Origin of the sequence: Luteimonas saliphila (assembly GCF_016774335.1) — a bacterium.
GTDB lineage: Bacteria > Pseudomonadota > Gammaproteobacteria > Xanthomonadales > Xanthomonadaceae > Luteimonas > Luteimonas saliphila.
Genome location: NZ_JAETWA010000018.1, coordinates 1 through 20,606, shown reverse-complemented (window position 1 = coordinate 20,606; position 20,606 = coordinate 1). Strand labels below are relative to the sequence as shown.

Below are 20,606 nucleotides of genomic sequence, written 5' to 3'. Positions count from 1 at the left end.
GCTCACTGCGCCGCCGGGGCGGGCGCTTCGGGCGCGGTCGCGTTGGCGATGCGGGTGAAGCCGAGCTGGCCCAGCGCCTCGTACGCGGTCACCACCGCCTGCCAGGGCGTGCGTGCGTCCGCGCGCAGCAGCACGGTGCGTTCGCGGTCGTCGCCGACGACCTCGACGATCGTGCGCTTGAGTGATTCGACGTCGGTGCGCAGCGCCTCGCGATCGTCGACGAAGTAGCGGCCGTCGGCGTTGATCAGCAGGCTCAGCGAGTTCGACTGGGCGTCGTTGGGCTGGCCGGCGGCGCGCGGCAGTTCGAGCTTGAGCACCGAGCGCGCGTCGAAGGTGGTGGTGATCACGAAGAAGATGATCAGCACCAGGATCACGTCGATCAGCGGCACCAGGTTGATCTCGGGCACGTCCTCGGCGCGGCGGTCGCGGATTCGCATGCGCTCAACCCTGCGCGGGCTGCGGATCGGACGGGAACGCGGCCACCGCGGCGGCCGCGCGGCGCGCGCGCGGGTCGATCACGTCCATCAGCTGGATCGCCTCGTGCTCCATGTCGACGATGTAGCCGTCGACGCGGGCACGGAAATGGCGGTGGAAGATCAGCGCCGGTACCGCCACGATCATGCCGGCCGCGGCGCAGACCAGCGCCTTGCCGATGCCGCCGGCGAGCTGGTTGACGTCGCCCACGCCATGGTCCATCACCCCGAGGAACATCTGGATCATGCCGACCACGGTCCCGAACAGGCCCAGCAGCGGTCCGGCCCCGGCGATCGTGCCGAGCGCGTTGAGGAAGCGTTCCATGCGGTGGGCGACATGGCGGCCGACATCCTCCACCCGTTCGCGGATCTCCTCGCGCGGGCGATGGCGCACGTCGAGTGCGGCCGCCAGCAGCGCGCCCAATGGCGAATTCCTGCGCAGCGAGTCGATGTGCATCGGGTCGAGCTTGCCGCGCGCGGCCCAGGCGCGCACTTCCTGCCCCAGGCCCGGCGGCAGCACGGCCTTGCGGCGCAGCGCCCAGAAGCGCTCGACGATGATCGCCAGCCCGATCGCCGACAGCAGCAGCAGCGGGATCATCGGCCAGCCGCCGGCCTTCACCAGTTCGAACACGCACTCCCCTCCAGGCCGAAGGCCCACACTGACTGGGCGATAGGATAGCCCAGCGCCCGGGCCGTGCCCGGCGCTTCAGCGCACGGTTTCACGCAGCCGCGCCGCGTCCCATAATCGGGGCTGCGCGCGCCGTCGCGGTTCCAGGCGCAGGCCGTCGCGGCGCAGGCGCACCACCACGGCGCCGTCGCGCGCGGTCGACGCATCCACGGCGCCGCGTCCTGTCCAGCGCTGCATGACCGCGGGCTGCGGGTGTCCGAAGCGGTTGCCGTGCCCGGCCGACACCAGCGCGACCCGCGCGCCGGTCGCGGCAACGAACGCCGGATCCGAGGAGCCGCCGCTGCCGTGGTGCGCCACCAGCACCACGTCGCTGCGCAGCCTGCCGGTGTGGTCGTGCACCAGCATGCGCTCGACCACCTCGCCGATGTCCCCGGCCAGCAGCGCGCTGCCGTGCGCCGACTCGATCCGCAGCACGCAGCTCGACTCGTTGCCCATCGACGGGAAGTGCAGGTCCGGGTGCAGGAACCGGAACGCCACGCCGTCGGCCTCCCAGCGCGAACCCGCCAGGCAGGGGGCCGTCTCCCCGATCCCGGCGTCGCGTGCCGCGAACACCGGCCCGGTGTCGAAGCGGCGGCGCAGCGAGGCGAAGCCGCCTGCATGGTCGGCGTCGCCGTGGCTGACGATCGTGGCATCGAGCCGGCGGACCCCGAGCGCATGCAGTGCCGGCACGACCACACGTTCCCCCGCGTCGAAGCCTTCCGGTACCGCGGGGCCCGCATCGTAGAGGAAGGCGTGGCGCGCGGTGCGCACCAGCAGCGCGCCGCCCTGGCCCACGTCCAGCATCACCAGGTCGACCTCGCCGTGCCGCGGCAGGTTCCGATCCGGCCACAGCAACGGCAGCAACAGCAGCGTCGCCAGCGCCTTCCCCGCAACCCCGCGCGGCAGCAGCAGCCAGAACGCGCCCAGCAGCGCCAGCGGCAGCGCGAACCAGCGCGACTCGGGCAGCCACCACAACGCGGCGCGACCGGCCGCCAGCCATTCGAACAGCAGCCACGACAGTTCGAAGCAACGCGCGGCCAGCCGCCAGGCCGGCCCGCCCCAGCCTGCATGCAGCGCTTCGAGGCCGGTGCCGATCAGCGCCAGCGGCACCACCACCAGGCTCCACCACGGAATCGCCACCAGGTTCGCCAGCGGACCCGCCAGCGAGGCCTGCCCGAACAGGACCGCGGTCAGCGGCAGCAGCCCGAGCGTGGCCACCCACTGCGCCGCCAGGAACCCGCGGACCACCGGCTGCGCACCGACCCGCGGCAGGCACCACACCAGCCAGGCCACGCCGGCGAAGCTGAGCCAGAATCCCGCCGCCAGCACCGACAGCGGATCGACCAGCAGCAGCGCGATCGCAGCCAGCGCCAGCGAATCGGCCACGCCCATCGGGCGGCGCCACAGCCGCGCCAGCACCACCACCGCCACCATCAGCACCGTGCGCACGGTCGGCAGCGCGAAGCCCGCCACGGCGGCATAGCCGACCGCGCCCAGCAGCGCGCCGGCCGCGGCGGCCTGCGGACGCGGCACCCGCCGGCCCAGCGCCGGCACGAGCCACCACAGCCCGGCGACGGCGAGCGCGGCGAAGCCGGCGACCAGGCCGACGTGGAAGCCGGAGATGGCCACCAGATGGGTGAGTCCGGTCGCGCGCAGGGTTTCCCAGTCGACGTCGTCGAGCGCGCGCGTGTCGCCCAGCGCGAGCGCGCGCACGAAGCGAGAAGCGGGTCGCCCCACCGCCGTATCGATCCGCCCGGCGATGCGCTCGCGCCAGCCGTCGATGCCGGCACCGCCGTGCAGCCGTTCGATGGGCTCGGCGTCGCGCACGTAGCCGGTCGCGGCGATCCGCCCGGCCAGCATGTGTTTCTCGCTGTCGTACCAGCCCGGGTTGCGCAGTCCGCGTGGCGCGCGCAGCCGCGCGGTGAACCGCCAGCGGCTGCCGGCCTCGATCGTGTAGCGTCGCGAGTCCGCCGATGCCCGGTCGTCGTACCAGGACAGCCGCAGCAGGCGTCCGCGCAGGGCGGGCGGCGTCGCATGGTCGCGGTCGACCCGGAGCAGGAACCGCGTGCGCCGCGACTCGTGTTCCGGCAACTGCACCACCCGACCGCCGATCGCGAAATCGCCGCGTTCCAGCTCGGGCGGCAACTGCAGCGACAGCGCCCACGCCACGTGCAGTCCGAACAGCGCGAACCCCGCCAGCAGTGCGCCACCCGGCCGCCGCCAGTCCTCGAACCGCCACCAGGCGCATGCACCCAGTCCCAGCACGACGACCAGGAACGCGACCGGTGGCAGGGCCGGCAGCCGCGAACCGGCCAGCACGCCCAGCACGAACGCGAGCGCCGTGCCGGCGCCGAACGGGGGACGGGCGATACGTCCTGCTCGCGGACCTTCCATGGCCTCACTCGTCGGGTCGGAAAACCGGGCGCCCAGTGTCGCGGCAGCCCGGACCGGGCGCGATCGGGCCCGGCGGCGCCATCCTGTAGGGATAGTCCGAATGCCCGCCGGCGTCACTGCAGCCGTGCGAGGCCATTGACGGGCGCCGGTCGCTTTCGCAAGCTCGGCCGATGTCCGCCGGTCCGCCCGATCTGTCCGCCCTGATCCGCGACCGGCTGCCGCCGGCGTTGCGCGGGCTGGTGCCGCCACCCTGCCTGCTCGAGATGCAGGGCGAGTGCGTCGGGTACGAGGAAGGCCGGCGCCTGTGCATGCGCTTCCCGGTGCTGCCGCGCTACCGCAATCCGCTGGGGAACATGCAGGGCGGGTTCATCGTCGCCGCGCTGGACAACACCATCGGCCCGTTCTCGTTCCTGATCGCGCCGCCGAGCGCGACCGCCAGCCTGAACACCCAGTACCTGCGCCCGGTGACCCCGGACGACACGTCCATCACCTGCGCCGCCTGGCTGGTCGAGCGCACCCGCAACACCCTGCACATCCACGCCGAGGCGCGCAACGACGCCGGCAGGCTCGTCGTGCTCTGCCAGTCGGTGAACCAGATCCTGCCTCCGCCGAAGCTGGACTGAGGACGTCCGGCGGCAGCGCGTCGTCGTCGCGCCGACCGCGCACGAGGCGTCCGACAACGAGCGCCGACCCGCGTGACGAATACGGGCTCGCGCCGTGCCCCGCTCGCCCAGGCGACGACGGCGCGTTCCGCCCGCCGTTCATGCGACGCCGGACACTTCACTCCCGCTTCATCGACCGCCCATCGCCGGAACATGCGGGCGGCGCACGCTGCCAGCATCCCGGCAGACGCAAGGCGGCACGGTGGCGGATCCAGCACGAACACGATGGGACCTGGTGGTGGTCGGCGCGAGTTTCGCGGGCGCGGCCTGCGCGCTGGCGGCGCGACGCGGCGGACTGCGCGTGTGCGTGCTCGAGCGCAAGCGCGATCCAGGCATCCGCCTGCATACCACCGGCATCATCGTGCGCGAGGCCGCCGAGGGTACGGCGCTCGCGGGCCTGCCTGCCGCGCTGGTGCGCCGGATCGACGGCGTGCGCCTGTACGCGCCCAACCTGCGCAGCATGGGCCTGAACAGGCACGACTACTACTTCCTCGCCACCGATACCCCCGGCGTGATGCGCTGGCTGGCGTCGGAGCTCGAACGCAGCGGCGTGGAGCTGCGGCTGATGCAGTCGTTCACCGATGCGCGCCGCACCACCGGCGGCTGGCAGGTCGACGGTCTCGGCAGTTGTCGCTGGCTGGTGGGGGCGGACGGGGCGAAATCGCGGGTCGCGATGCGCGCCGGGCTCGGACGCGTGCGCGAGTTCCTGTACGGCGTCGAACACGAGTTCGAAGGCGCCGCGCTGTGCGAGCCCGAGCGGCTGCACTGTTTCATCGATCGTGGCCTGGCGCCGGGCTACATCGGCTGGGCGGCGCAGAATCCGCGTGGCATGCAGCTCGGACTGGCGTTCCGGCATCGCCAGAACCGCGCCGGCGTGCCCGACATCGAGCGATTGCGCAGGCGGGTCGGCGAGCGCCTGGGACTGGATCCCGCGGTGTCGCCCAGCGCGACCCGCGCGGGACTGATTCCCTGCGGCGGCCCGGTCCGGCCGCTGGCCGCGCCGGGCGTGATCCTCACCGGCGATGCCGCAGGGATCGTCTCCCCGGTGACCGCCGGCGGCATCCACTCGGCGTGGCGGCACGGCGAGGCGGTGGGTACCGCGATCGCGCTGCACCTGCGCAGCGGAGGCCCCGACCCCGCCATCGCCGCCGAACGCGCCGCGCCGCGCTTCCGCGGCAAGCGCCTGCTGCGCGAGGCCTTCGATCGGCTGCAGTGCGACTGGCCGTTCGATGCGCTGATCGGCACGCCGCCGCTGCGCTGGGCCGCGGAGCGGATCTATTTCCATGCCCGTGGCGCCGGCGGAGGTCCTGCCGGCCGGGCGCCGTGACGTGGTCGCTGTGGCCTGCGGCGCCGGTCGCGCTGCGCGGTGCGCCTACGGTTCGCGCCTCGACCTCGAACAAGGACCGTCGCAGGACATGGCGCAGCGCTCGATGGAGCCGGCAGCCCGACGCGTGCCTTCGCCTGCGACGGCCGACGCCGCGGCACTCAGCGCAGTTCGAAGGCGTCGGCGTCCAGCATCGCGGGAAAACGTTCGCGGTGCGCGGCGAGTTTGTCGGCGAGCAGCGTGGTGGTGACCACCACTTCCTCGTCGGTGCACTCGCTGGCGGCATGGCCGAGGAAGTCGACCACCGCGCTGTCGCCGTCGTACTGCAGGCCGTTGCCGTCGCTGCCGACCCGGTTGAGCCCGGCGACATAGCACAGGTTCTCGATCGCGCGCGCGCGCAGCAGGGTCTTCCAGGCGTGGGCGCGCGCGGCCGGCCAGTTGGCGATGTAGAGCAGCAGGTCGTAGTCGAGCGCCCGCGGACGCTCGACGTCGTAACGGTTGCGCGAGTACACCGGGAAGCGCAGGTCGTAGCAGACCAGGGGGCAGATGCGCCAACCCTTCCATTCCACCGTCAGGCGCTCGCGGCCGGCGGTGTAGCGCTCGTGCTCGCGCGCGTAGCGGAACAGATGGCGCTTGTCGTAGTGCCGCAGGTCGCCGTCGGGCGTGATCCACAGCAGGCGGTTGAACACCGAACCGTCGACGCGCAGCTGGACGCTGCCGCACAACGCCGCCCCGAGACGCGCGGCCTGTTCCCGCATCCATGCGACGCTGGGCCCATCCATGGTCTCGGCCTCGCCGATCGCATCGTTGGAGAAGCCGCTGGTGAAGGTTTCCGGCAGCAGCACCACGTCGGTGATGCCGCGCAGCGGGGCGATCAGGTCGCCGTAGTAGTCGCGGTTGCCGGCAGGGTCGTGCCAGCGCGTGGCGCCCTGGACCAGGGAGATGCGGAGGTTGTCCATGGCAAGGAAGCCTAGACCATGCCCGCAGCCGTGGGTAGGAGCGCCTTCAGGCGCGACCGGCGCCACGCCTGCTTGCGAGGCGGCTGGTGCCGGGCCCGCGGTCGCGCCTGAAGGCGCTCCTACAGGTGGCGCAGGCGTTCGATCGCTGCGTCCAGCGTGCTTTCGTGCTTGGCGAAGCACAGCCGCGCCAGCCGCTGGCCTTGCGGCGGGCTCTCGTAGAACGGCGACAGCGGGATCGCCGCGACGCCCTTTTCGACGGTGAGCCAGCGGCAGAACGCGGCGTCGTCGAGGTCGCTCACCGCCGAGTAGTCGACCAGTTGGAAATAGCCGCCGGGGACAGGCAGCGGACGCAGCCGCGTACCCGACAACTGGTCGCGGAAGCGGTCGCGCTTGGCCTGGTAGAACGCGCCGAGTTGCTCGTAGTGCGCCGGCTCGGCCTCGAGCATGGCGGCGAAGGCATGCTGCCCCGGGGTGAACGTCGAGAACACGTTGTACTGGTGCACCTTGCGGAACTCGGCGCTCAACGCCGGCGGCGCGATGCAGTAGCCGATCTTCCAGCCGGTGCAGTGGTAGGTCTTGCCGAAGCTCGACACCACGAACGCGCGCTCGCGCAGTTCCGGATAGCGCAGCACGGATTCGTGCCGCACGCCATCGAACACGATGTGCTCGTAGACCTCGTCCGACAGCAGGAAGATCCCGGTCTGCTCGACGATCGAGGCGATCTCGCCCATGTCCGCAGCCGAAAGCATGGCCCCCGACGGGTTGTGCGGGCTGTTGACCATCAGCAGGCGCGTGCGCGGCGTGATCGCCTCGCGCACGCGCTGCCAGTCGGGGGCGAAGCTGGCGGGATCGAGCGGCACGTGCACCGCGCGCGCGCCGGCCAGCTCGATCGCCGGTTCGTAGCAGTCGTAGCAGGGGTCGAGCACGATCACTTCGTCGCCCGCGCGCACCAGGGCGTGGATCGCGTTGAAGATCGCCTCGGTGGCGCCGCTGGTGACGGTGACCTCGGTGTCGGCATCGGGCCGATGGCCGTAGACGCGTGCGGTCTTGGCGGCGATCGCCTGCCGCAGCGCCGGCACGCCGGTCATCGGTGCGTACTGGTTGTGGCCGGCGCGCATCGCCGCGTCCAGTTCCTCGACCAGTCGTTGCGGCACCGGGAAGTCCGGGAAGCCCTGCCCGAGGTTGACCGCGCCGTGCTCCTGCGCCAGCTGCGACATCACGGTGAAGATGGTGGTGCCGACCTTCGGCAGCTTGGTCTGGATCATCGTCGGCTCGGCACTGCGCTGGCGGAACCGCGCAGTTTACGATCCGGGCCGGATCGGTTAAACCTATCGGCTGTTCACGCACGAGGGGATACGCATGGCTTTCCCCTGCCCTCCGGCAGACGCCCGGCCCGCTCCCTACTGACCGGGCCCGATGGCGACCCCCCTTCCCCCGCTCGGCGAGGCGCGCGTCTCGGAACTGCTCCACGCCTTCCTCGCCGCCGAGTACCGCTGGCAGCACGAGGGCGGCTGGCACGACATCATCATCGGCCTGCCCACGCCCGGGCTGGAGCTGGCGTATCCGGAGGCGACCTCGTTCGGCCTGCTCTCGGCCTGGAACCCGCTCTCGGTCGAGCGCAGCAGCCAGGAGAACCGGCGCGCCGACGACGCCCTGCACGAGGCCCTGCTCGCCGGTGGTCATCCGTTTCGCCCGGCGTTCGCCTCCGCGCGCAACCGCACCTGGCGCGAGCCCAGTTGGCTGGTGATGGGCATGGAGCCCGAGGCGTTCGATGCGCTCTCGCGCCGGTTCGGGCAGCTCGGCACGCTGTGGTGGCGGCCGGGCGATGCGGTGAGGCTGCGCATGGATGCCCCCCGCCCCACGGACGAGGCCGGCGACACCGACGTCGACTGGCTAGAATGACGGCGATGGCCGACTTCCGGCCGAAGCGCCCGTGATGCCCGACATCCTCCCTGCCACCGCGCCGCTGATCGCCGTGCGCGGCCTTGGCTTCGCCCGCAACGACCTGCCGGTGTTCGGCCCTCTCGATTTCAGCGTCGAGGCGGGCGAAGCCCTGCTGATCCAGGGCGACAACGGTGCCGGCAAGACCACCCTGCTGCGGGTGCTGGCCGGTCTGCTCGATGGCGAGCGCGGGCAGGTGCTGCTGTCCGGCGTGGCGGCGGGCCCTGCCGCGCGCGCCGGCCACATCGGCTACCTCGGCCACCTCCCGGGCCTGAAGGCCGACCTCAGCGCGATCGAGAACCTCGACTGGCTGTGCGGGCTGCTGGGCCGGCGCGCGTCGATCGGGATCGAGCAGGCGCTGGCCATCGTCGGCCTGGCCGGGTTCGAGGATGCGCCGGCGCGCAGCCTCTCGGCCGGGCAGCGCAAGCGGCTCTCGCTGGCGCGGCTGTGGCTGTCGCCGGCGCCGCTGTGGCTGCTCGACGAGCCCTATGCCAACCTCGACCTGCCCGGGATCGAACTGGTCAATCGCATGGTCCGCGCGCACCTGGACGACGGCGGCGGCGCGCTGGTCACCACCCACGGCGCCTATGCCGCGCCGCCGGTGCGCACGCGGCTGCTGCATCTCGGGCCGGCCGGACACGAGGCGCCCGGCGCATGACGCGGTCGGTCGCCACTCCGACCCTGTGGTCCTCCGCGCGCGCCCTGGTGGCGCGCGACCTGCGTCTGCTCTGGCGTCGCCGCGGCGATGCGTTCCAGCCGGCGCTGTTCGCGATGCTGGTGGTGGTGCTGTTCGCGCTGGCGATGGGCAGCGAACGCGAGCTGCTGTCGCGTGCGGCGCCGGGCGTGCTGTGGGTGGCGGTGCTGCTGTCCGGGCTGCTGGCGCTGGACACGCTGTTCCGCGGCGACGCCGAGGACGGTTCGCTGGAACAGTGGCGGCTGGCGCCGGTGCCGCTGGCCTGGTTGGTGCTGGTGCGTACGCTGATGCACTGGCTGACCACCGCGGTGCCGCTGTTGCTGGCGGTGCCGCTGCTGGCCGAGCTGCTGTACCTGCCGCGGTCGCTGTGGCCGGTGCTGCTGGCGGCGCTGGCGCTGGGCACGCCGTTGCTGAGCCTGATCGGCGCGGTGGTTTCCGCACTCACCGTGGGCATGCGCCGCGCCGGCGTGCTACTGGCGCTGCTGGCCTTGCCGCTGTACGTGCCTGTGCTGGTGTTCGGCGCCGGCAGCGTCGCCGCCGCGGCGCAGGGGCACGATCCTTCCGGCGGCCTGCTGCTGCTCGGTGCGGGCCTGCTGCTGGCGCTGGTGCTGGCGCCGGTGGCGGCGGCCGCGGCGATCCGGATCGCGTCGCAGTAGGACGCGTGGCAAGGACGAACCCGGATGTGCTGCGCTTATCCGGGCTACGGACCGGCACGGGCGCGACGCGAGGTGTAGCCCGGATAAGCGAAGCGCATCCGGGACCCCGCGAAGTTCCCCGTGCTGCGATCACCACGGTCGTCGCGCGCCACGACGACAGGCCACGTCCCCCGGGTCCCGGTCATCGAAACGACCACCTCCCACACGCCCGGCTGGCGATTCGCAGCGATCCGCTGCCCACACCTTGGGCTGGGCTTCACCGCCAACCGCCTGCACACGTGTTGCCGGGGAGTCGCCGCGATCCGCCAGCCACCGGGCTGCCTGGTGACACAGCAAGATCCGCCTGCCACGCCGCTCGGCGCTCATCGCGATCCGCCCGTCCGTTCAGCCCCGTCATCACCTGGAGGCGAGTGTCGGGACCGGGACCCGCCGCCAGCGGTCCAGCCGCGCTGCAAATCACGCCTTTCCGTACCCTGAGGCGCTCCCTGGGGCATCCTGTCCACCCGCAAGGCTTGGCCGCACCGGTCGAGTCTGAAAAAATAGACACTTAGCCATGGAGGCCGGCGGCCAGCCCCCGGTCTCCAGCCGCTCCCGCGGCCCCTCCCAGCGAGCAGACAGCCCGATGTCCAACATGAACCCGGTGGCGCGCTGGTTCCACCAGCTCGGGTCTCCGCCGTATTTCGACCGCTTCGCCGCGCGCTGGGCGCCGTGGGCGTTCGCGGCCGGGCTGCTGGCGATGGGCGTGGGGCTGTACGGCGCGCTGTTCGTGGTCCCGGCCGACTACCAGCAGGGCGACAGCTTCCGGATCCTCTACATCCACGTGCCCAGCGCCTGGATGAGCATGGCGATGTTCGCGCTGATGGCGTTCTACGGCGCGATCGCGCTGGTGTGGCGGATCAAGCTGTGCGAGATCCTGGCGATGGCCTGCGCGCCGATCGGCGCCGCCTTCACCGTCGTCACCCTGGCCACCGGCAGCATCTGGGGCAAGCCGATGTGGGGCACCTGGTGGGACTGGGATCCGCGCCTGACCTCGCAACTGGTGCTGCTGTTCCTGTACTTCGGCGTGATCGGCCTGTACGCGGCGATCGAGGACCGCCGCGCCGCGGCGCGCGCCGCCTCGCTGCTGGCGATCGTGGGCGTGGTGATGCTGCCGGTGATCCGCTACTCGGTGGTGTGGTGGAACTCGCTGCACCAGGGCCAGACGATCCGCGTCTTCGGCGAATCGTCGATGGATGCCAGCATGCTGCCGCCGCTGCTGTGGATGGTGGTAGGCACCAAGTTCTGGGCGATCGGCTCGCTGCTGGCACGGGCGCGTGCCGACAACCTGCAGCGCGAAGCCGGCAAGGATTGGGTGCGCAGGCTCGCCGGGGCCATGCCATGAGCTACGCCAGTTACGTCATCGCCGCCTACGCGGTGTTCGCGGTGGTGCTGCTGTGGGACTTCGTGGCGCCACGCATCCGCATCGCGCAGGTGCTGCGGAGCGTGCGGCTGCTGGCGCGCCGTGGCGCCGCTCGCGCCGACGCCACAGCCACCCCGGAGTTGAAGCGATGAACCCCACCCGACGTCGCCGCCTGTGGTTCGTGCTCGCCCTGCTGGCCGCCGCCGGCCTGGCCGCGACTCTGGTCGCGTTCGCGCTCCAGCGCAACATCGCCTACCTCTATACCCCGAACGAGATCCTGTCCGGCGCCGCGGGCGCGGCGGTGAGTTCGGGCGAGGCGCGCTTCCGGCTCGGCGGCATGGTCGAGAAGGATTCGTTCCGCCGCGAGCAGGGCTCGCTGGTCTCGCACTTCCGCGTCACCGATGGCGATGCGCAGCTCGAGGTGGAATACGACAAGATCCTTCCCGACCTGTTCCGCGAGGGCCAGGCGGTGGTCGCCACCGGACGCATGCGTGACGGCCGCTTCGTCGCCGAGGACGTGCTGGCCAAGCACGACGAAACCTACGTGCCGAAGGAAGTCGCCGACAAGATGGGCCTGGCCCACAGCAAGCACGACGTCGAGACCGGGCCGAAGGTCGAGGCGGGAAACTGATGGCGCGCTGCGAAGTCGACCCGTCGTCACCGGCGCTGTCCCGGACGTCGTTCCGGACCTCGCTCCGGACGTCGCTCCGAACTTCTTCCCCTACGTCTTCGCGGGCGCTGTTCCCGGTACCGATGCATAGCGCCCGTCATCCCGGTAGCGCCTGTCATCTCGAACGCAGTGAGAGATCTGCTACTTCCGGGGCAGGATTTCTCACTGCGTTCGAAATGACAGACGTCGCATTCGAGATGTCAGACGCCACTTTCCAAATGTCAGACGCCGCGTTCCAAATGTCAGACGTTGCGTTCGAAATGGCAGACGTCGCATTGGAAAGGGTAGACGTCGCGTTCGAAACGACAGGCTGGGCGTTCGAACCGACAGCCGGGGCGTTCAGGACGACCGCCGGGGCGCAGCGCTAGTGCTGCCCGAGCTCGGCCAGGTCGCGCTGCTGCTGGCGCTGCTCGCGGCGCTGCTGCAGTCGGTGCTGCCGCTGGCCGGCGCCGCCGGTGGCCGCCCGGCGTGGATGGCGGTGGCGCGTCCGTCCGCCTACGCGCAACTGGCGCTGCTGCTGTTCGCCTACGTCGCGCTGACCGCCGCGTTCGTGCAGCAGGACTTCTCGGTGAAGTACGTCGCCGACAACTCCAACTCGCTGCTACCGATGGTGTACCGCTACACCGCGGTGTGGGGGTCGCACGAGGGCTCGCTGCTGCTTTGGGTGCTGATGCTTGGCGTGTGGAACGCGGCGGTGGCGCTGTGGTCGCGGCAGTTGCCGGAGGTGGTGGTCGCGCGCGTGCTCGGGGTGATCGGGCTGGTGGCCATCGGCTTCCTGTCGTTCATGATCTTCACCTCCAATCCGTTCGAACGGCTGCTGCCGGCAGCGCCGGAAGGGCACGACCTCAATCCCCTGCTGCAGGACCCGGGGATGATCATCCACCCGCCGATGCTGTACGTGGGCTACATCGGCTTCGTGGTGCCGTTCGCGTTCGCGATCGCGGCCCTGCTCGACGGCAACGTCGACGCGCGCTGGCTGCGCTGGACGCGGCCGTGGACCAACGTCGCCTGGGGCTTCCTGACCATCGGCATCGCGCTGGGTTCGTGGTGGGCGTATTACGAACTGGGCTGGGGCGGCTGGTGGTTCTGGGATCCGGTGGAGAACGCCAGCTTCATGCCATGGCTGGCGGGCGCCGCGCTGATCCATTCGCAGGCGGTGACCGAGAAGCGCGGCAGCTTCGCCGGCTGGACCCTGTTGCTGGCGATCGCGACGTTCTCGCTGTCGCTGCTCGGCGCGTTCCTGGTGCGCTCGGGCGTGTTGACCAGCGTGCATTCGTTCGCCGCCGATCCTTCGCGCGGCCTGTTCATCCTCGCCTTCCTCGCCGCGGTGATCGGCGGCGCGCTGACCCTGTACGTGCTGCGCGCGCCGCGGCTGCCGGAAGGACGCCCGTTCGCGCCGGCCTCGCGCGAGACCCTGCTGCTGCTCAACAACCTGCTGCTGGCCGCGGCCTGCGCGATGGTGCTGCTGGGCACGCTGTACCCGCTGCTGGCCGATGCGCTGGACCTGGGCAAGGTCTCGGTCGGGCCGCCCTACTTCGGCACCCTGTTCGTGCTGCTGATGGCGCCGCTGGTGCTGCTGGTGCCGTTCGGGCCGCTGACGCGCTGGCAGCAGGAGCAGGCGTCGAGACCGGTCGCGATGCTGTTGCCGTGGCTGGCGCTGGCAGTGGTGCTGGGCGGCGTGGCCTGGTTCCTGGCGCCGCAGGGTGCTCTCAAGACGGCGGCCGGCGTGTTCGCCGCGGCGTGGATCGCGCTGGGCACATTGCGCTTCGTCTGGAGCCGCCTGCGCGCCAGCGGCCGCGCGTTCACCCCCGAGATGCTGGGCATGACCCTGGCCCACGGCGGCATCGCCGTGTTCCTGATCGGCGCGCTGCTGGTGGAAGCGCAGGGCATGCAGCGGGAGATCGCGATGAAGCCGGGACAGACCGCCGCGATCGGCCGCTACGCATTCCGGTTCGACGGCGTCGAGCGCGTGCAGGGCCCGAACTACGTGGCCGACCGCGGCCTGGTGCAGGCCTTCCGCAACGATGCGCCGCTGGTGCTGCTGCATCCGGAAAAGCGCGCCTACGCCAGCGGCGGCCAGGTGATGACCGATGCCGGCATCCACGCCGGCCTGTTCGCCGACGTGTTCGTCGCGCTCGGCGAGCCGCTCGGCGACGGCGCCTGGGCGGTGCGCATGCAGGTCAAGCCGTTCGTGCGTTGGGTCTGGGCCGGCGCGTTCCTGATGGCGCTGGGCGGATTCGTCACGGCCGCCGACCGGCGTTTCCGGCGCGTGTCGGGCAAGGGCCGCGACAGTGCCCGCCACGGAGCGCGCGACGAGCCGGCAGAACCGCTGCCGGGCGATGACGACGGTGACACGACCCCGCGAGGCGCAGGCTGATGGCAACTTCGCGCAATCTCACTGCGATCGTCATCGGGGTCGTGTTCCTCGGCCTGGTCGGGCTGCTGCTGTACGGCGTGCTGGTGTCCGGCCGCGCCGACCGGGAGGCCCTGCCCTCGCCGCTGATCGGCAAGCCGGCGCCGGAGTTCTCGTTGCCGGTGCTGCACGAGCCGGGGCGCCTGGTGTCTTCGACCGAACTGCGCGGCCAGCCGTACCTGCTCAATGTCTGGGGCAGCTGGTGCCCGGGCTGCCGTGTCGAGCACCCGGTGATCACCCGCATCGCCGAGACCCGGCGCGTGCGCGTGATCGGCTACAACTGGAAAGACGAACACGCCGACGCGCTGCGCTGGCTTGAGCAGTTCGGCAACCCGTACTGGCTGGTGCTGGTGGACTACGACGGGCGCAAGGCGATCGACTGGGGGATCTACGGCGCGCCGGAGACGTTCCTGGTCGATGCGCAGGGCATCGTGCGCTGGAAGCACGTGGGGCCGGTGGACGATGCGACGGTCTCGGCCAGCCTGTTGCCGGCGCTGGATGCGATCGGGGTGCCGGAGTGAGTCGCGTGGCCGCGATCGCGGGCGTGGCCGTGGCGAACGGGTGGCGGGCGCGGATCCGCCCTGCGCTGGTGTGTCTGCTGTTGCTCGCGGGCTTCGCCGGCGCGGCGCAGGCGCAGGCGGTGCGCGATGCGACTCCGCTGGAGTTCCGCGACGTGGCCGAGGAACGCCGCTTCCACGGCCTGGTCGCGGAACTGCGCTGCGTGATGTGCCAGAACCAGTCGCTGGCCGATTCCAACGCGCAGATCGCGCACGACCTGCGCCGCGAGGTGTTCGACCTGATGCGCGAGGGACGCAGCGACGACGAGATCCGCGAGTTCCTGGTCGCGCGCTACGGCGAGTTCGTGCTCTATCGCCCGCGCTTCGGTGGACATACCTGGGCGCTGTGGCTGGCGCCGGGCCTGCTGCTGCTGGTAGGCGGCGTGGTGATCGTGCGCATCGTGCGTGCGCGCGGGCGCCAGCCGATCCCGCCGGAGGAGGAGCAGGAATGGTGAGCGGCACGCTGCTGCATGTCGTGCTGGTGGTCGCAGCGCTCGTGGTGGCCGCGCTGGTGGCCCTGCCGCTGCGCAAGGCATCGCCACGCCTGTTCGGCGCGATCGTGGTGGTGGTGCCGGTGCTTGCGTTCGCGCTGTACCGGATCGTCGGCACCCCCGCTGCGCTCGATCCTTCCACCGCGATCGCGGCTTCCACCGCGGAGGACGCGCCGTCGATGGAGGAAGCCATCGTCGAGCTCGAAGCCGCGCTGGCGCGCGATCCAGCGCAGCCCGAAGGCTGGCGCCTGCTGGCGCGCGCGCACGCCGCGCTCGGCAACCGGACCCGGGCGCGCGACGCGTTCATGACCGCGCTCGAGCACATCCCCGACGATCCCGAACTGCTGCTCGAGGCCGCGCAGGCCAGCGCCCAGGCTGCGCCCGGCAACCGCTTCGACGACGAGGCGCTGGCGTTGCTGCGCAGGGCGTTGGCCCTCGATCCGGGCAACCAGCGGGCGCAATGGTTCATCGGCGTAGTACAGCGTCAGCGTGGCGAGGACGCCGCCGCGGTCGCCACCTGGGAAGCGCTGCTGCCCGCGCTCGACGAGGCGACGGCGAAAGCGCTGCGCACCCAGATCGACGAAGCGCGACAGGCCGCAGGCCTGCCGCCTCGCGCGGCAAGCGGCGCGAATGCCAGCGGCGCCGGGGCACCCGTGGCGGAGGACGTGCCTGCAACGAGCCTGCGCGTGCGCGTGTCGCTCGACCCCGACTTCGCCGCGCGCGTCCGCCTGCGCGGGGATGCCGTGGTCTTCGTGATCGCGCGTGCTGCAGGCGGACCGCCGATGCCGGTCGCGGTCGAACGCCATGCCCTGCAGGACCTGCCGCTCGACATCGTGCTCGACGACGGCGACGGCCCGATGCCGACGGCCAGGCTCTCGGCGCAGCGCGAGGTGGAAGTGATCGCCCGCCTGTCTGCCAGCGGCAGCGCAAGCCGTGGCGAAGGCGACATCGAATCCGCGCCGGTGCGGGTGACGCTGCCGGCGTCCGCGCCGATCGACCTGGTGCTCGGCACGCAGGCGCCCTGAGACGCGGATCCACCTGAAAAGCCAAGAGTGCCTGGCGAAAGTCCGACGCGGCACAGCTGCAAAGCCGCATAGACGCCCAGTCGCCCAGTCGCCCGGCGTCGAGGCGTCGCGACATCACCACCGCGCTCCCACACCACATCGCCTCCCGTGCCTCTACCATCTGTCATCCCGAGCGAAGCGAGGGATCTAGGCATCGGGCGCGAGATCCCTCGCTTCGCTCGGGATGTCAGTGCGTAGCAGACGGGAGTTCGACAGGAACGAGAGTCCCGCGGGACGAGAATCCGCGCCGGATGGGGTCGATCGTTGTGACACAGGCCACGATGTCCTGGCACCGCCCGACGCCCGGCACACCGGACGATCCCGCTAGAATCCCACGATGACCGAATTCATCCCGCCCGGCACCCGCTGGGCCGAACTGCCCTCGCCCTTTCCGATGAAGCGCGGCGGTGCGCTGCACGGCGCGCGCATCGCCTACGAGACCTGGGGCAGGCTCGACGAGGCGCGCGACAACGCGATCCTGATCGTCACCGGCCTGTCCCCCGACGCCCATGCCGCCAGCAGCGCGCAGGACCCGATCCCCGGCTGGTGGCAGGAGATGCTCGGCCCGGGCAAGCCGATCGACACCGACCGCTGGTTCGTGGTCTGCGTGAACTCGCTGGGCAGTTGCAAGGGCTCTACCGGCCCGGCATCGGTCGATCCCGCCACGGGAGAGCTCTACCGCCTGAGCTTCCCGGACGTGTCGATCGAGGACATCGCCGATGCCGCCGCCCACGCGGTGCGCGGCCTGGGCATCGCGCGCCTGGCCTGCGTGATCGGCAACTCGATGGGCGGCATGACCGCGCTGGCCCTGCTCCATCGTTGCCCGGGCATCAGTCGCGCGCACATCAACATCTCCGGCAGTGCGCGCGCGCTGCCGTTCTCGATCGCGGTGCGCTCGCTGCAGCGCGAGGCGATCCGGCTCGATCCGAACTGGAACGAGGGCCGCTACGACGAATCCACCTATCCCGAATCGGGCATGCGCATCGCGCGCAAGCTGGGCGTGATCACCTACCGCTCGGCGCTGGAGTGGGACGGGCGCTTCGGCCGGGTGCGGCTGGAATCGGACCGGCCGGACGAGGAACCATTCGGGCTCGAGTTCCAGGTCGAGAGCTATCTCGAAGGCCATGCCCGCCGCTTCGTGCGCAGGTTCGATCCGAACAGCTACCTCTACCTCAGCCGCTCGATGGACTGGTTCGACCTCGCCGAGTACGCCAACGGCGACGTGCTGGCGGCGCTGGCGCAGGTGCGGGTCGAGCGCGCGCTCGCCATCGGCGCGCGCACCGACATCCTGTTCCCGGTGGAGCAGCAGGAAGAGGTGGCCGAAGGCCTGGCCCGCGGCGGCGCCGAATCGCGCTTCGTCGGCCTGGAATCCCCGCAGGGCCACGATGCGTTCCTGGTGGACATGGCGCGCTTCGGGCCGGCCGTCGGCGGGTTCCTCGAGACCCTTTGAGTCCCCTCGCGCAGGATGCGCCCTGGCCCGCACGCCACGGCCCGTGGCCGCCGCGACCGCCCGCACACGTTGAACGGTTTCATCCGTTACGGTCTAGAATGGCCCCATGAGTCCTGCCGCCCTGCCCGGCATCCCCTTCGAAGGCCGCGAGCGCTTCATCGAGGCGATTGATGCCGCGGTGCGCAGCGGCGACGAACACGCGGTGACCGCACAGTTGCGCAGCACGCTGTGCGCGCTGATCCGCGACTCCGACGTGCACCTGCCCGCCTGCGTGCACGCACCAATCGAAGACCACTACGCGCGGCGCGAGATCTATCGCAGCCCGATATACGGCTACAGCGTGGTCGCGATGACCTGGGGCCCCGGCCAGGGCACGCCGGTGCACGACCATTGCGGCCTTTGGTGCGTGGAAGGCGTGTGGCACGGCGAGCTCGAGATCACCCAGTACGAGATGCTCGAGGCCCACGGCGAGCGCTGCCGCTTCCGCGCGGCCGGCGGCATGCAGGCCGGCACCGGCAGCGCCGGCAGCCTGATCCCGCCGCACGAATACCACAGCATCGCCAACGCCAGCTCCGACCGGATCGCGGTCTCGGTGCACATCTACCAGGCGCCGATCGAGCATTGCTGCAAGTTCGAGCCCGTGGGCGACGACTGGTATCGGCGCATCGACGCCCGCCTGCCGGTGGACGACGCCGCGTAGGCCCGCGCGACGCGCTACGATGCGCGCGCCCCGTTCGCGAGCGACCGCCATGTTCCGCGACTTCCTGCTGGCCTCCGCCCACCACCTGCTGCTGTTCGGCCTGATCGCGATGCTCGCGCTGCAGTCGGCGCTGCTCTCGCGCCCGCTCGACGCCGCCGCCCTGCGCCGCCTGGTCGGCATCGATCGCGGCTACGGAATGACCGCAGGCCTCTTGCTGGTGTTCGGCCTCGCCCGCGTATTCCATGGCGCCAAGGGTGCCGACTTCTACCTGCACAACCCGTGGTTCCACGCGAAGCTGGGCCTGTTCCTGCTCGCCGCCCTGCTGTCACTGTGGCCCACGCTGACTTTCGTGCGCTGGCGCCGCGCCGCGCGCACCCGGCCCGACTGGTTGCCCGACCCCGCGCAGGTCGCGCGCATGCGCACGATCATCCGCCTCGAATTCGCCCTGATCTCCCTGATCCTGGTGCTCGCCGCGGCCATGGCCCGGCACGGCGGACTAGGCCTGTAGCTAGCCGACCCGCCCGAGCGATCCGCTATACTGCGCGCCCGCGCCGGAGTGGCGGAATCGGTAGACGCAGCGGACTCAAAATCCGCCGCCCTTAAAAGCGTGTGGGTTCGAGTCCCACCTCCGGCACCAGGATCACGAGGGCCCGGCCGAAAGGTCGGGCCCTTCCGGTTTCCGAGCAGCGGGATTCGCCCTGGATCGCCGCGCATGCCTTGCCTCCGACCCGTCTCAGGACAAGCTGAACCGTGGGTGCCGATGCAAGTCCGGGCGACGCGCTTATCCACACTCCTTCGGCACTGATTTGCCTGGGCCAACGTGCCGAACCGCGCCGAACGTGTATGCAAGTTCAGGGCAGCGGCGCCAAGTGTTATCAGACGTTTCCGGAGACAGAAAAGATATCCTGCGTTTCCGGGAGCGCGATATCGCTGGCCCATGTTCATCTCGACGGGCAGACCCGCGCAACGCGATGATGTGTATCGGGATTCGCTGATTGACGGAGCAAGCACCGAGGCTGAATACTCGGCGCTATACCCCGCTTTTGGGGTCTACTAAGCGTTAGGCCGCTCGGTCGAGCATCCCATGATCGGTGTGTGGTCAAGGCCGCTGTACCTCGTTCGCGCAAGCCTGCTGCTCCAGCTGGGCGCGCAGCCGCTTCGTTCCCGATCGTCCGCAGGCGCAAGCCGCTGGCTGGCGGCGTTCCAGGGGGCGGCTTATTCCCGAATTGCCTTTGGGCAAGCCCCACGTGGCTACCGGTTGGCGTACAGTTCCGGCAACGGGGCCCGGCAGTTCCGTCGCCGGCGCCCTAACTATTCGTTCAAGCCGAACCCGCTTCGCGGGTCGGCTTAACTCAGGCGTTAGGCCGCAAAGAGCAAAGGCAAGCAGTAGCGCTTGTACCTGCGCTGCCAGCACTTCGCAGAGCATCCTTATGCTCCGGTCGGTCCGTCGCCGCGCGGGACAGATCCGCCGTCCGGTTGCTGGTCTTCGGGTGCTTGGCCGCCGGCCAGGCAGTGGGCTGCCCGGCATCGTCGGGTAAGCCCTGACTTCGGCTAGGTACCTATGGATAGTTCGTCGCCGCGCGCTCACGGTCGTGGCCCTGGGCCCATCCAAAGCAAGGCCTTGCACGCCCCTGCCTGTCGTCGCATGCTGCGGCCTAACAAATCATTCAAGCCGAACCCGCTTCGCGGGTCGGCTTAATTCTGGCGTTAGGCCGCTATGGCAACAGTGTCGCTACTGAAATGGTTATTTCGCTGGGCTGTTGCTGGCCTCGCCGCGGCTGTGGTTCTTCTAGCAATCTTTTCCGTCGCGCCTAGTTCGTGGCATCAGTACCTTGAGGCTTGGTTCGTGTTCCTGTTCCCTCCCTCAATCATTCTTATGGCCGCGGAGGCCTGCCAGAGCTGGTTCACTTGGTGCTCGGCTCAGTACATGCTGCTGGCAAGCCTTCTCAACGTTCTGCTCTACGCTGTGGTCGGAGCCATTCTCTGGTTGCCGGCGCGGATGCTATCGCCGGTTCTTGGTCGCGGGCGCGCGGCCTAACAATTCATTCAAGCCGACGCCGCTTCGCGGCGCGGCTTAATTCAGGCGTTAGGC

20 protein-coding genes and 1 tRNA gene are annotated in these 20,606 nt (G+C 70.7%); 16 read left to right on the top strand and 5 right to left on the bottom strand.

The features are described 5' to 3' along the window. Window positions 1-2: 2 nt before the first annotated feature. The 3 genes from JMO03_RS04630 to JMO03_RS04620 form a co-directional block, all read right to left on the bottom strand. Window positions 3-437, bottom strand: a complete 435-nt coding sequence (locus JMO03_RS04630) for an ExbD/TolR family protein (protein WP_202840785.1) — start codon at window positions 435-437, stop codon at window positions 3-5. A 4-nt stretch (window positions 438-441) separates the two neighbouring features. Beyond that, window positions 442-1,104 (bottom strand): MotA/TolQ/ExbB proton channel family protein, encoded by a 663-nt coding sequence (locus tag JMO03_RS04625; protein WP_202840783.1) that lies wholly within the window; start codon window positions 1,102-1,104, stop codon window positions 442-444. Between the two features lie 75 nt (window positions 1,105-1,179). Beyond that, window positions 1,180-3,534, bottom strand: coding sequence for a DNA internalization-related competence protein ComEC/Rec2 (locus tag JMO03_RS04620; RefSeq protein WP_202840781.1), 2,355 nt, complete (start codon window positions 3,532-3,534; stop codon window positions 1,180-1,182). 170 nt (window positions 3,535-3,704) lie between these two features. Here JMO03_RS04620 and JMO03_RS04615 point away from each other — a divergent pair, with 170 nt between their 5' ends. Both JMO03_RS04615 and JMO03_RS04610 read left to right on the top strand, forming a co-directional pair. Further along, window positions 3,705-4,157: a PaaI family thioesterase gene (locus JMO03_RS04615; protein ID WP_202840774.1), complete on the top strand. Its 453-nt coding sequence runs from the start codon at window positions 3,705-3,707 to the stop codon at window positions 4,155-4,157. Window positions 4,158-4,398: 241 nt separating this feature from the next. Then, window positions 4,399-5,523 carry an NAD(P)/FAD-dependent oxidoreductase gene (locus JMO03_RS04610; protein ID WP_337926358.1) on the top strand — a complete coding sequence of 375 codons (1,125 nt, stop codon included), beginning with the start codon at window positions 4,399-4,401 and terminating at the stop codon, window positions 5,521-5,523. A gap of 158 nt (window positions 5,524-5,681) precedes the next feature. On the opposite strand, the gene JMO03_RS04605 is transcribed toward JMO03_RS04610, so the two are convergent. Beyond that, the gene (locus JMO03_RS04605; RefSeq protein WP_202840772.1) at window positions 5,682-6,479 is read right to left on the bottom strand and encodes an amidohydrolase; all 798 of its coding nucleotides are present in this window, start codon (window positions 6,477-6,479) and stop codon (window positions 5,682-5,684) included. Between the two features lie 119 nt (window positions 6,480-6,598). Further along, window positions 6,599-7,744 carry a pyridoxal phosphate-dependent aminotransferase gene (locus JMO03_RS04600; protein ID WP_202840770.1) on the bottom strand — a complete coding sequence of 382 codons (1,146 nt, stop codon included), beginning with the start codon at window positions 7,742-7,744 and terminating at the stop codon, window positions 6,599-6,601. Between the two features lie 151 nt (window positions 7,745-7,895). Between JMO03_RS04600 and JMO03_RS04595 the strand changes: the two genes are divergently transcribed. The 14 genes from JMO03_RS04595 to JMO03_RS04530 all read left to right on the top strand — a co-directional run bounded on the left by JMO03_RS04595 (window position 7,896) and on the right by JMO03_RS04530 (window position 19,151). Then, window positions 7,896-8,381: a DUF3293 domain-containing protein gene (locus JMO03_RS04595; RefSeq protein ID WP_202840768.1), complete on the top strand. Its 486-nt coding sequence runs from the start codon at window positions 7,896-7,898 to the stop codon at window positions 8,379-8,381. Window positions 8,382-8,415: 34 nt separating this feature from the next. Further along, entirely contained in the window at window positions 8,416-9,078 is a 663-nt protein-coding gene (gene ccmA / locus JMO03_RS04590) for a heme ABC exporter ATP-binding protein CcmA (protein ID WP_202840766.1), read from the top strand. After that, on the top strand, window positions 9,075-9,770 hold the full coding sequence (gene ccmB / locus JMO03_RS04585) for a heme exporter protein CcmB (RefSeq protein ID WP_202840764.1): 696 nt from the start codon (window positions 9,075-9,077) through the stop codon (window positions 9,768-9,770). Before ccmA ends, ccmB begins: the two co-directional genes overlap by 4 nt. Before the next feature lie 631 nt (window positions 9,771-10,401). Further along, window positions 10,402-11,151: a heme ABC transporter permease CcmC gene (gene ccmC, locus JMO03_RS04580; RefSeq protein WP_202840877.1), complete on the top strand. Its 750-nt coding sequence runs from the start codon at window positions 10,402-10,404 to the stop codon at window positions 11,149-11,151. Continuing rightward, a complete protein-coding gene (gene ccmD / locus JMO03_RS04575; RefSeq protein ID WP_202840763.1) occupies window positions 11,148-11,321 on the top strand; it encodes a heme exporter protein CcmD in 174 nt (57 codons plus the stop codon). Before ccmC ends, ccmD begins: the two co-directional genes overlap by 4 nt. Beyond that, window positions 11,318-11,800 carry a cytochrome c maturation protein CcmE gene (ccmE, locus tag JMO03_RS04570; RefSeq protein WP_202840761.1) on the top strand — a complete coding sequence of 161 codons (483 nt, stop codon included), beginning with the start codon at window positions 11,318-11,320 and terminating at the stop codon, window positions 11,798-11,800. The genes ccmD and ccmE overlap by 4 nt, the downstream gene beginning before the upstream one ends. A gap of 406 nt (window positions 11,801-12,206) precedes the next feature. Continuing rightward, entirely contained in the window at window positions 12,207-14,216 is a 2,010-nt protein-coding gene (locus JMO03_RS04565; RefSeq protein ID WP_202840758.1) for a heme lyase CcmF/NrfE family subunit, read from the top strand. After that, entirely contained in the window at window positions 14,216-14,773 is a 558-nt protein-coding gene (locus JMO03_RS04560; RefSeq protein ID WP_202840756.1) for a DsbE family thiol:disulfide interchange protein, read from the top strand. Before JMO03_RS04565 ends, JMO03_RS04560 begins: the two co-directional genes overlap by 1 nt. A gap of 53 nt (window positions 14,774-14,826) precedes the next feature. Next, window positions 14,827-15,264: a cytochrome c-type biogenesis protein gene (locus tag JMO03_RS04555; RefSeq protein WP_425491777.1), complete on the top strand. Its 438-nt coding sequence runs from the start codon at window positions 14,827-14,829 to the stop codon at window positions 15,262-15,264. Next, window positions 15,258-16,325 carry a tetratricopeptide repeat protein gene (locus JMO03_RS04550; RefSeq protein WP_202840754.1) on the top strand — a complete coding sequence of 356 codons (1,068 nt, stop codon included), beginning with the start codon at window positions 15,258-15,260 and terminating at the stop codon, window positions 16,323-16,325. The genes JMO03_RS04555 and JMO03_RS04550 overlap by 7 nt, the downstream gene beginning before the upstream one ends. 376 nt (window positions 16,326-16,701) lie before the next feature. Further along, on the top strand, window positions 16,702-17,814 hold the full coding sequence (metX, locus tag JMO03_RS04545) for a homoserine O-acetyltransferase MetX (RefSeq protein WP_202840752.1): 1,113 nt from the start codon (window positions 16,702-16,704) through the stop codon (window positions 17,812-17,814). A 106-nt stretch (window positions 17,815-17,920) separates the two neighbouring features. Further along, window positions 17,921-18,514, top strand: a complete 594-nt coding sequence (locus JMO03_RS04540) for a cysteine dioxygenase family protein (protein WP_202840750.1) — start codon at window positions 17,921-17,923, stop codon at window positions 18,512-18,514. Window positions 18,515-18,563: 49 nt separating this feature from the next. Next, the gene (locus JMO03_RS04535; protein WP_202840748.1) at window positions 18,564-19,022 is read left to right on the top strand and encodes a DUF2214 family protein; all 459 of its coding nucleotides are present in this window, start codon (window positions 18,564-18,566) and stop codon (window positions 19,020-19,022) included. Between the two features lie 42 nt (window positions 19,023-19,064). Further along, window positions 19,065-19,151: transfer RNA gene (locus JMO03_RS04530), tRNA-Leu, on the top strand. The last annotated feature ends 1,455 nt before the right edge of the window (window positions 19,152-20,606 follow it).

What these genes read in the sequence shown, in the direction of transcription:
- JMO03_RS04630 (WP_202840785.1), bottom strand. Translation starts at nt 437, where the DNA reads ATGCGAATCCGCGACCGCCGCGCCGAGGACGTGCCCGAGATCAACCTG.
- JMO03_RS04620 (WP_202840781.1), bottom strand. Translation starts at nt 3,534, where the DNA reads ATGGAAGGTCCGCGAGCAGGACGTATCGCCCGTCCCCCGTTCGGCGCC.
- JMO03_RS04615 (WP_202840774.1), top strand. Translation starts at nt 3,705, where the DNA reads ATGTCCGCCGGTCCGCCCGATCTGTCCGCCCTGATCCGCGACCGGCTG.
- JMO03_RS04605 (WP_202840772.1), bottom strand. Translation starts at nt 6,479, where the DNA reads ATGGACAACCTCCGCATCTCCCTGGTCCAGGGCGCCACGCGCTGGCAC.
- JMO03_RS04600 (WP_202840770.1), bottom strand. Translation starts at nt 7,744, where the DNA reads ATGATCCAGACCAAGCTGCCGAAGGTCGGCACCACCATCTTCACCGTG.
- JMO03_RS04595 (WP_202840768.1), top strand. Translation starts at nt 7,896, where the DNA reads ATGGCGACCCCCCTTCCCCCGCTCGGCGAGGCGCGCGTCTCGGAACTG.
- ccmA (WP_202840766.1), top strand. Translation starts at nt 8,416, where the DNA reads ATGCCCGACATCCTCCCTGCCACCGCGCCGCTGATCGCCGTGCGCGGC.
- ccmB (WP_202840764.1), top strand. Translation starts at nt 9,075, where the DNA reads ATGACGCGGTCGGTCGCCACTCCGACCCTGTGGTCCTCCGCGCGCGCC.
- ccmC (WP_202840877.1), top strand. Translation starts at nt 10,402, where the DNA reads ATGAACCCGGTGGCGCGCTGGTTCCACCAGCTCGGGTCTCCGCCGTAT.
- ccmD (WP_202840763.1), top strand. Translation starts at nt 11,148, where the DNA reads ATGAGCTACGCCAGTTACGTCATCGCCGCCTACGCGGTGTTCGCGGTG.
- ccmE (WP_202840761.1), top strand. Translation starts at nt 11,318, where the DNA reads ATGAACCCCACCCGACGTCGCCGCCTGTGGTTCGTGCTCGCCCTGCTG.
- JMO03_RS04560 (WP_202840756.1), top strand. Translation starts at nt 14,216, where the DNA reads ATGGCAACTTCGCGCAATCTCACTGCGATCGTCATCGGGGTCGTGTTC.
- JMO03_RS04550 (WP_202840754.1), top strand. Translation starts at nt 15,258, where the DNA reads ATGGTGAGCGGCACGCTGCTGCATGTCGTGCTGGTGGTCGCAGCGCTC.
- metX (WP_202840752.1), top strand. Translation starts at nt 16,702, where the DNA reads ATGACCGAATTCATCCCGCCCGGCACCCGCTGGGCCGAACTGCCCTCG.
- JMO03_RS04540 (WP_202840750.1), top strand. Translation starts at nt 17,921, where the DNA reads ATGAGTCCTGCCGCCCTGCCCGGCATCCCCTTCGAAGGCCGCGAGCGC.
- JMO03_RS04535 (WP_202840748.1), top strand. Translation starts at nt 18,564, where the DNA reads ATGTTCCGCGACTTCCTGCTGGCCTCCGCCCACCACCTGCTGCTGTTC.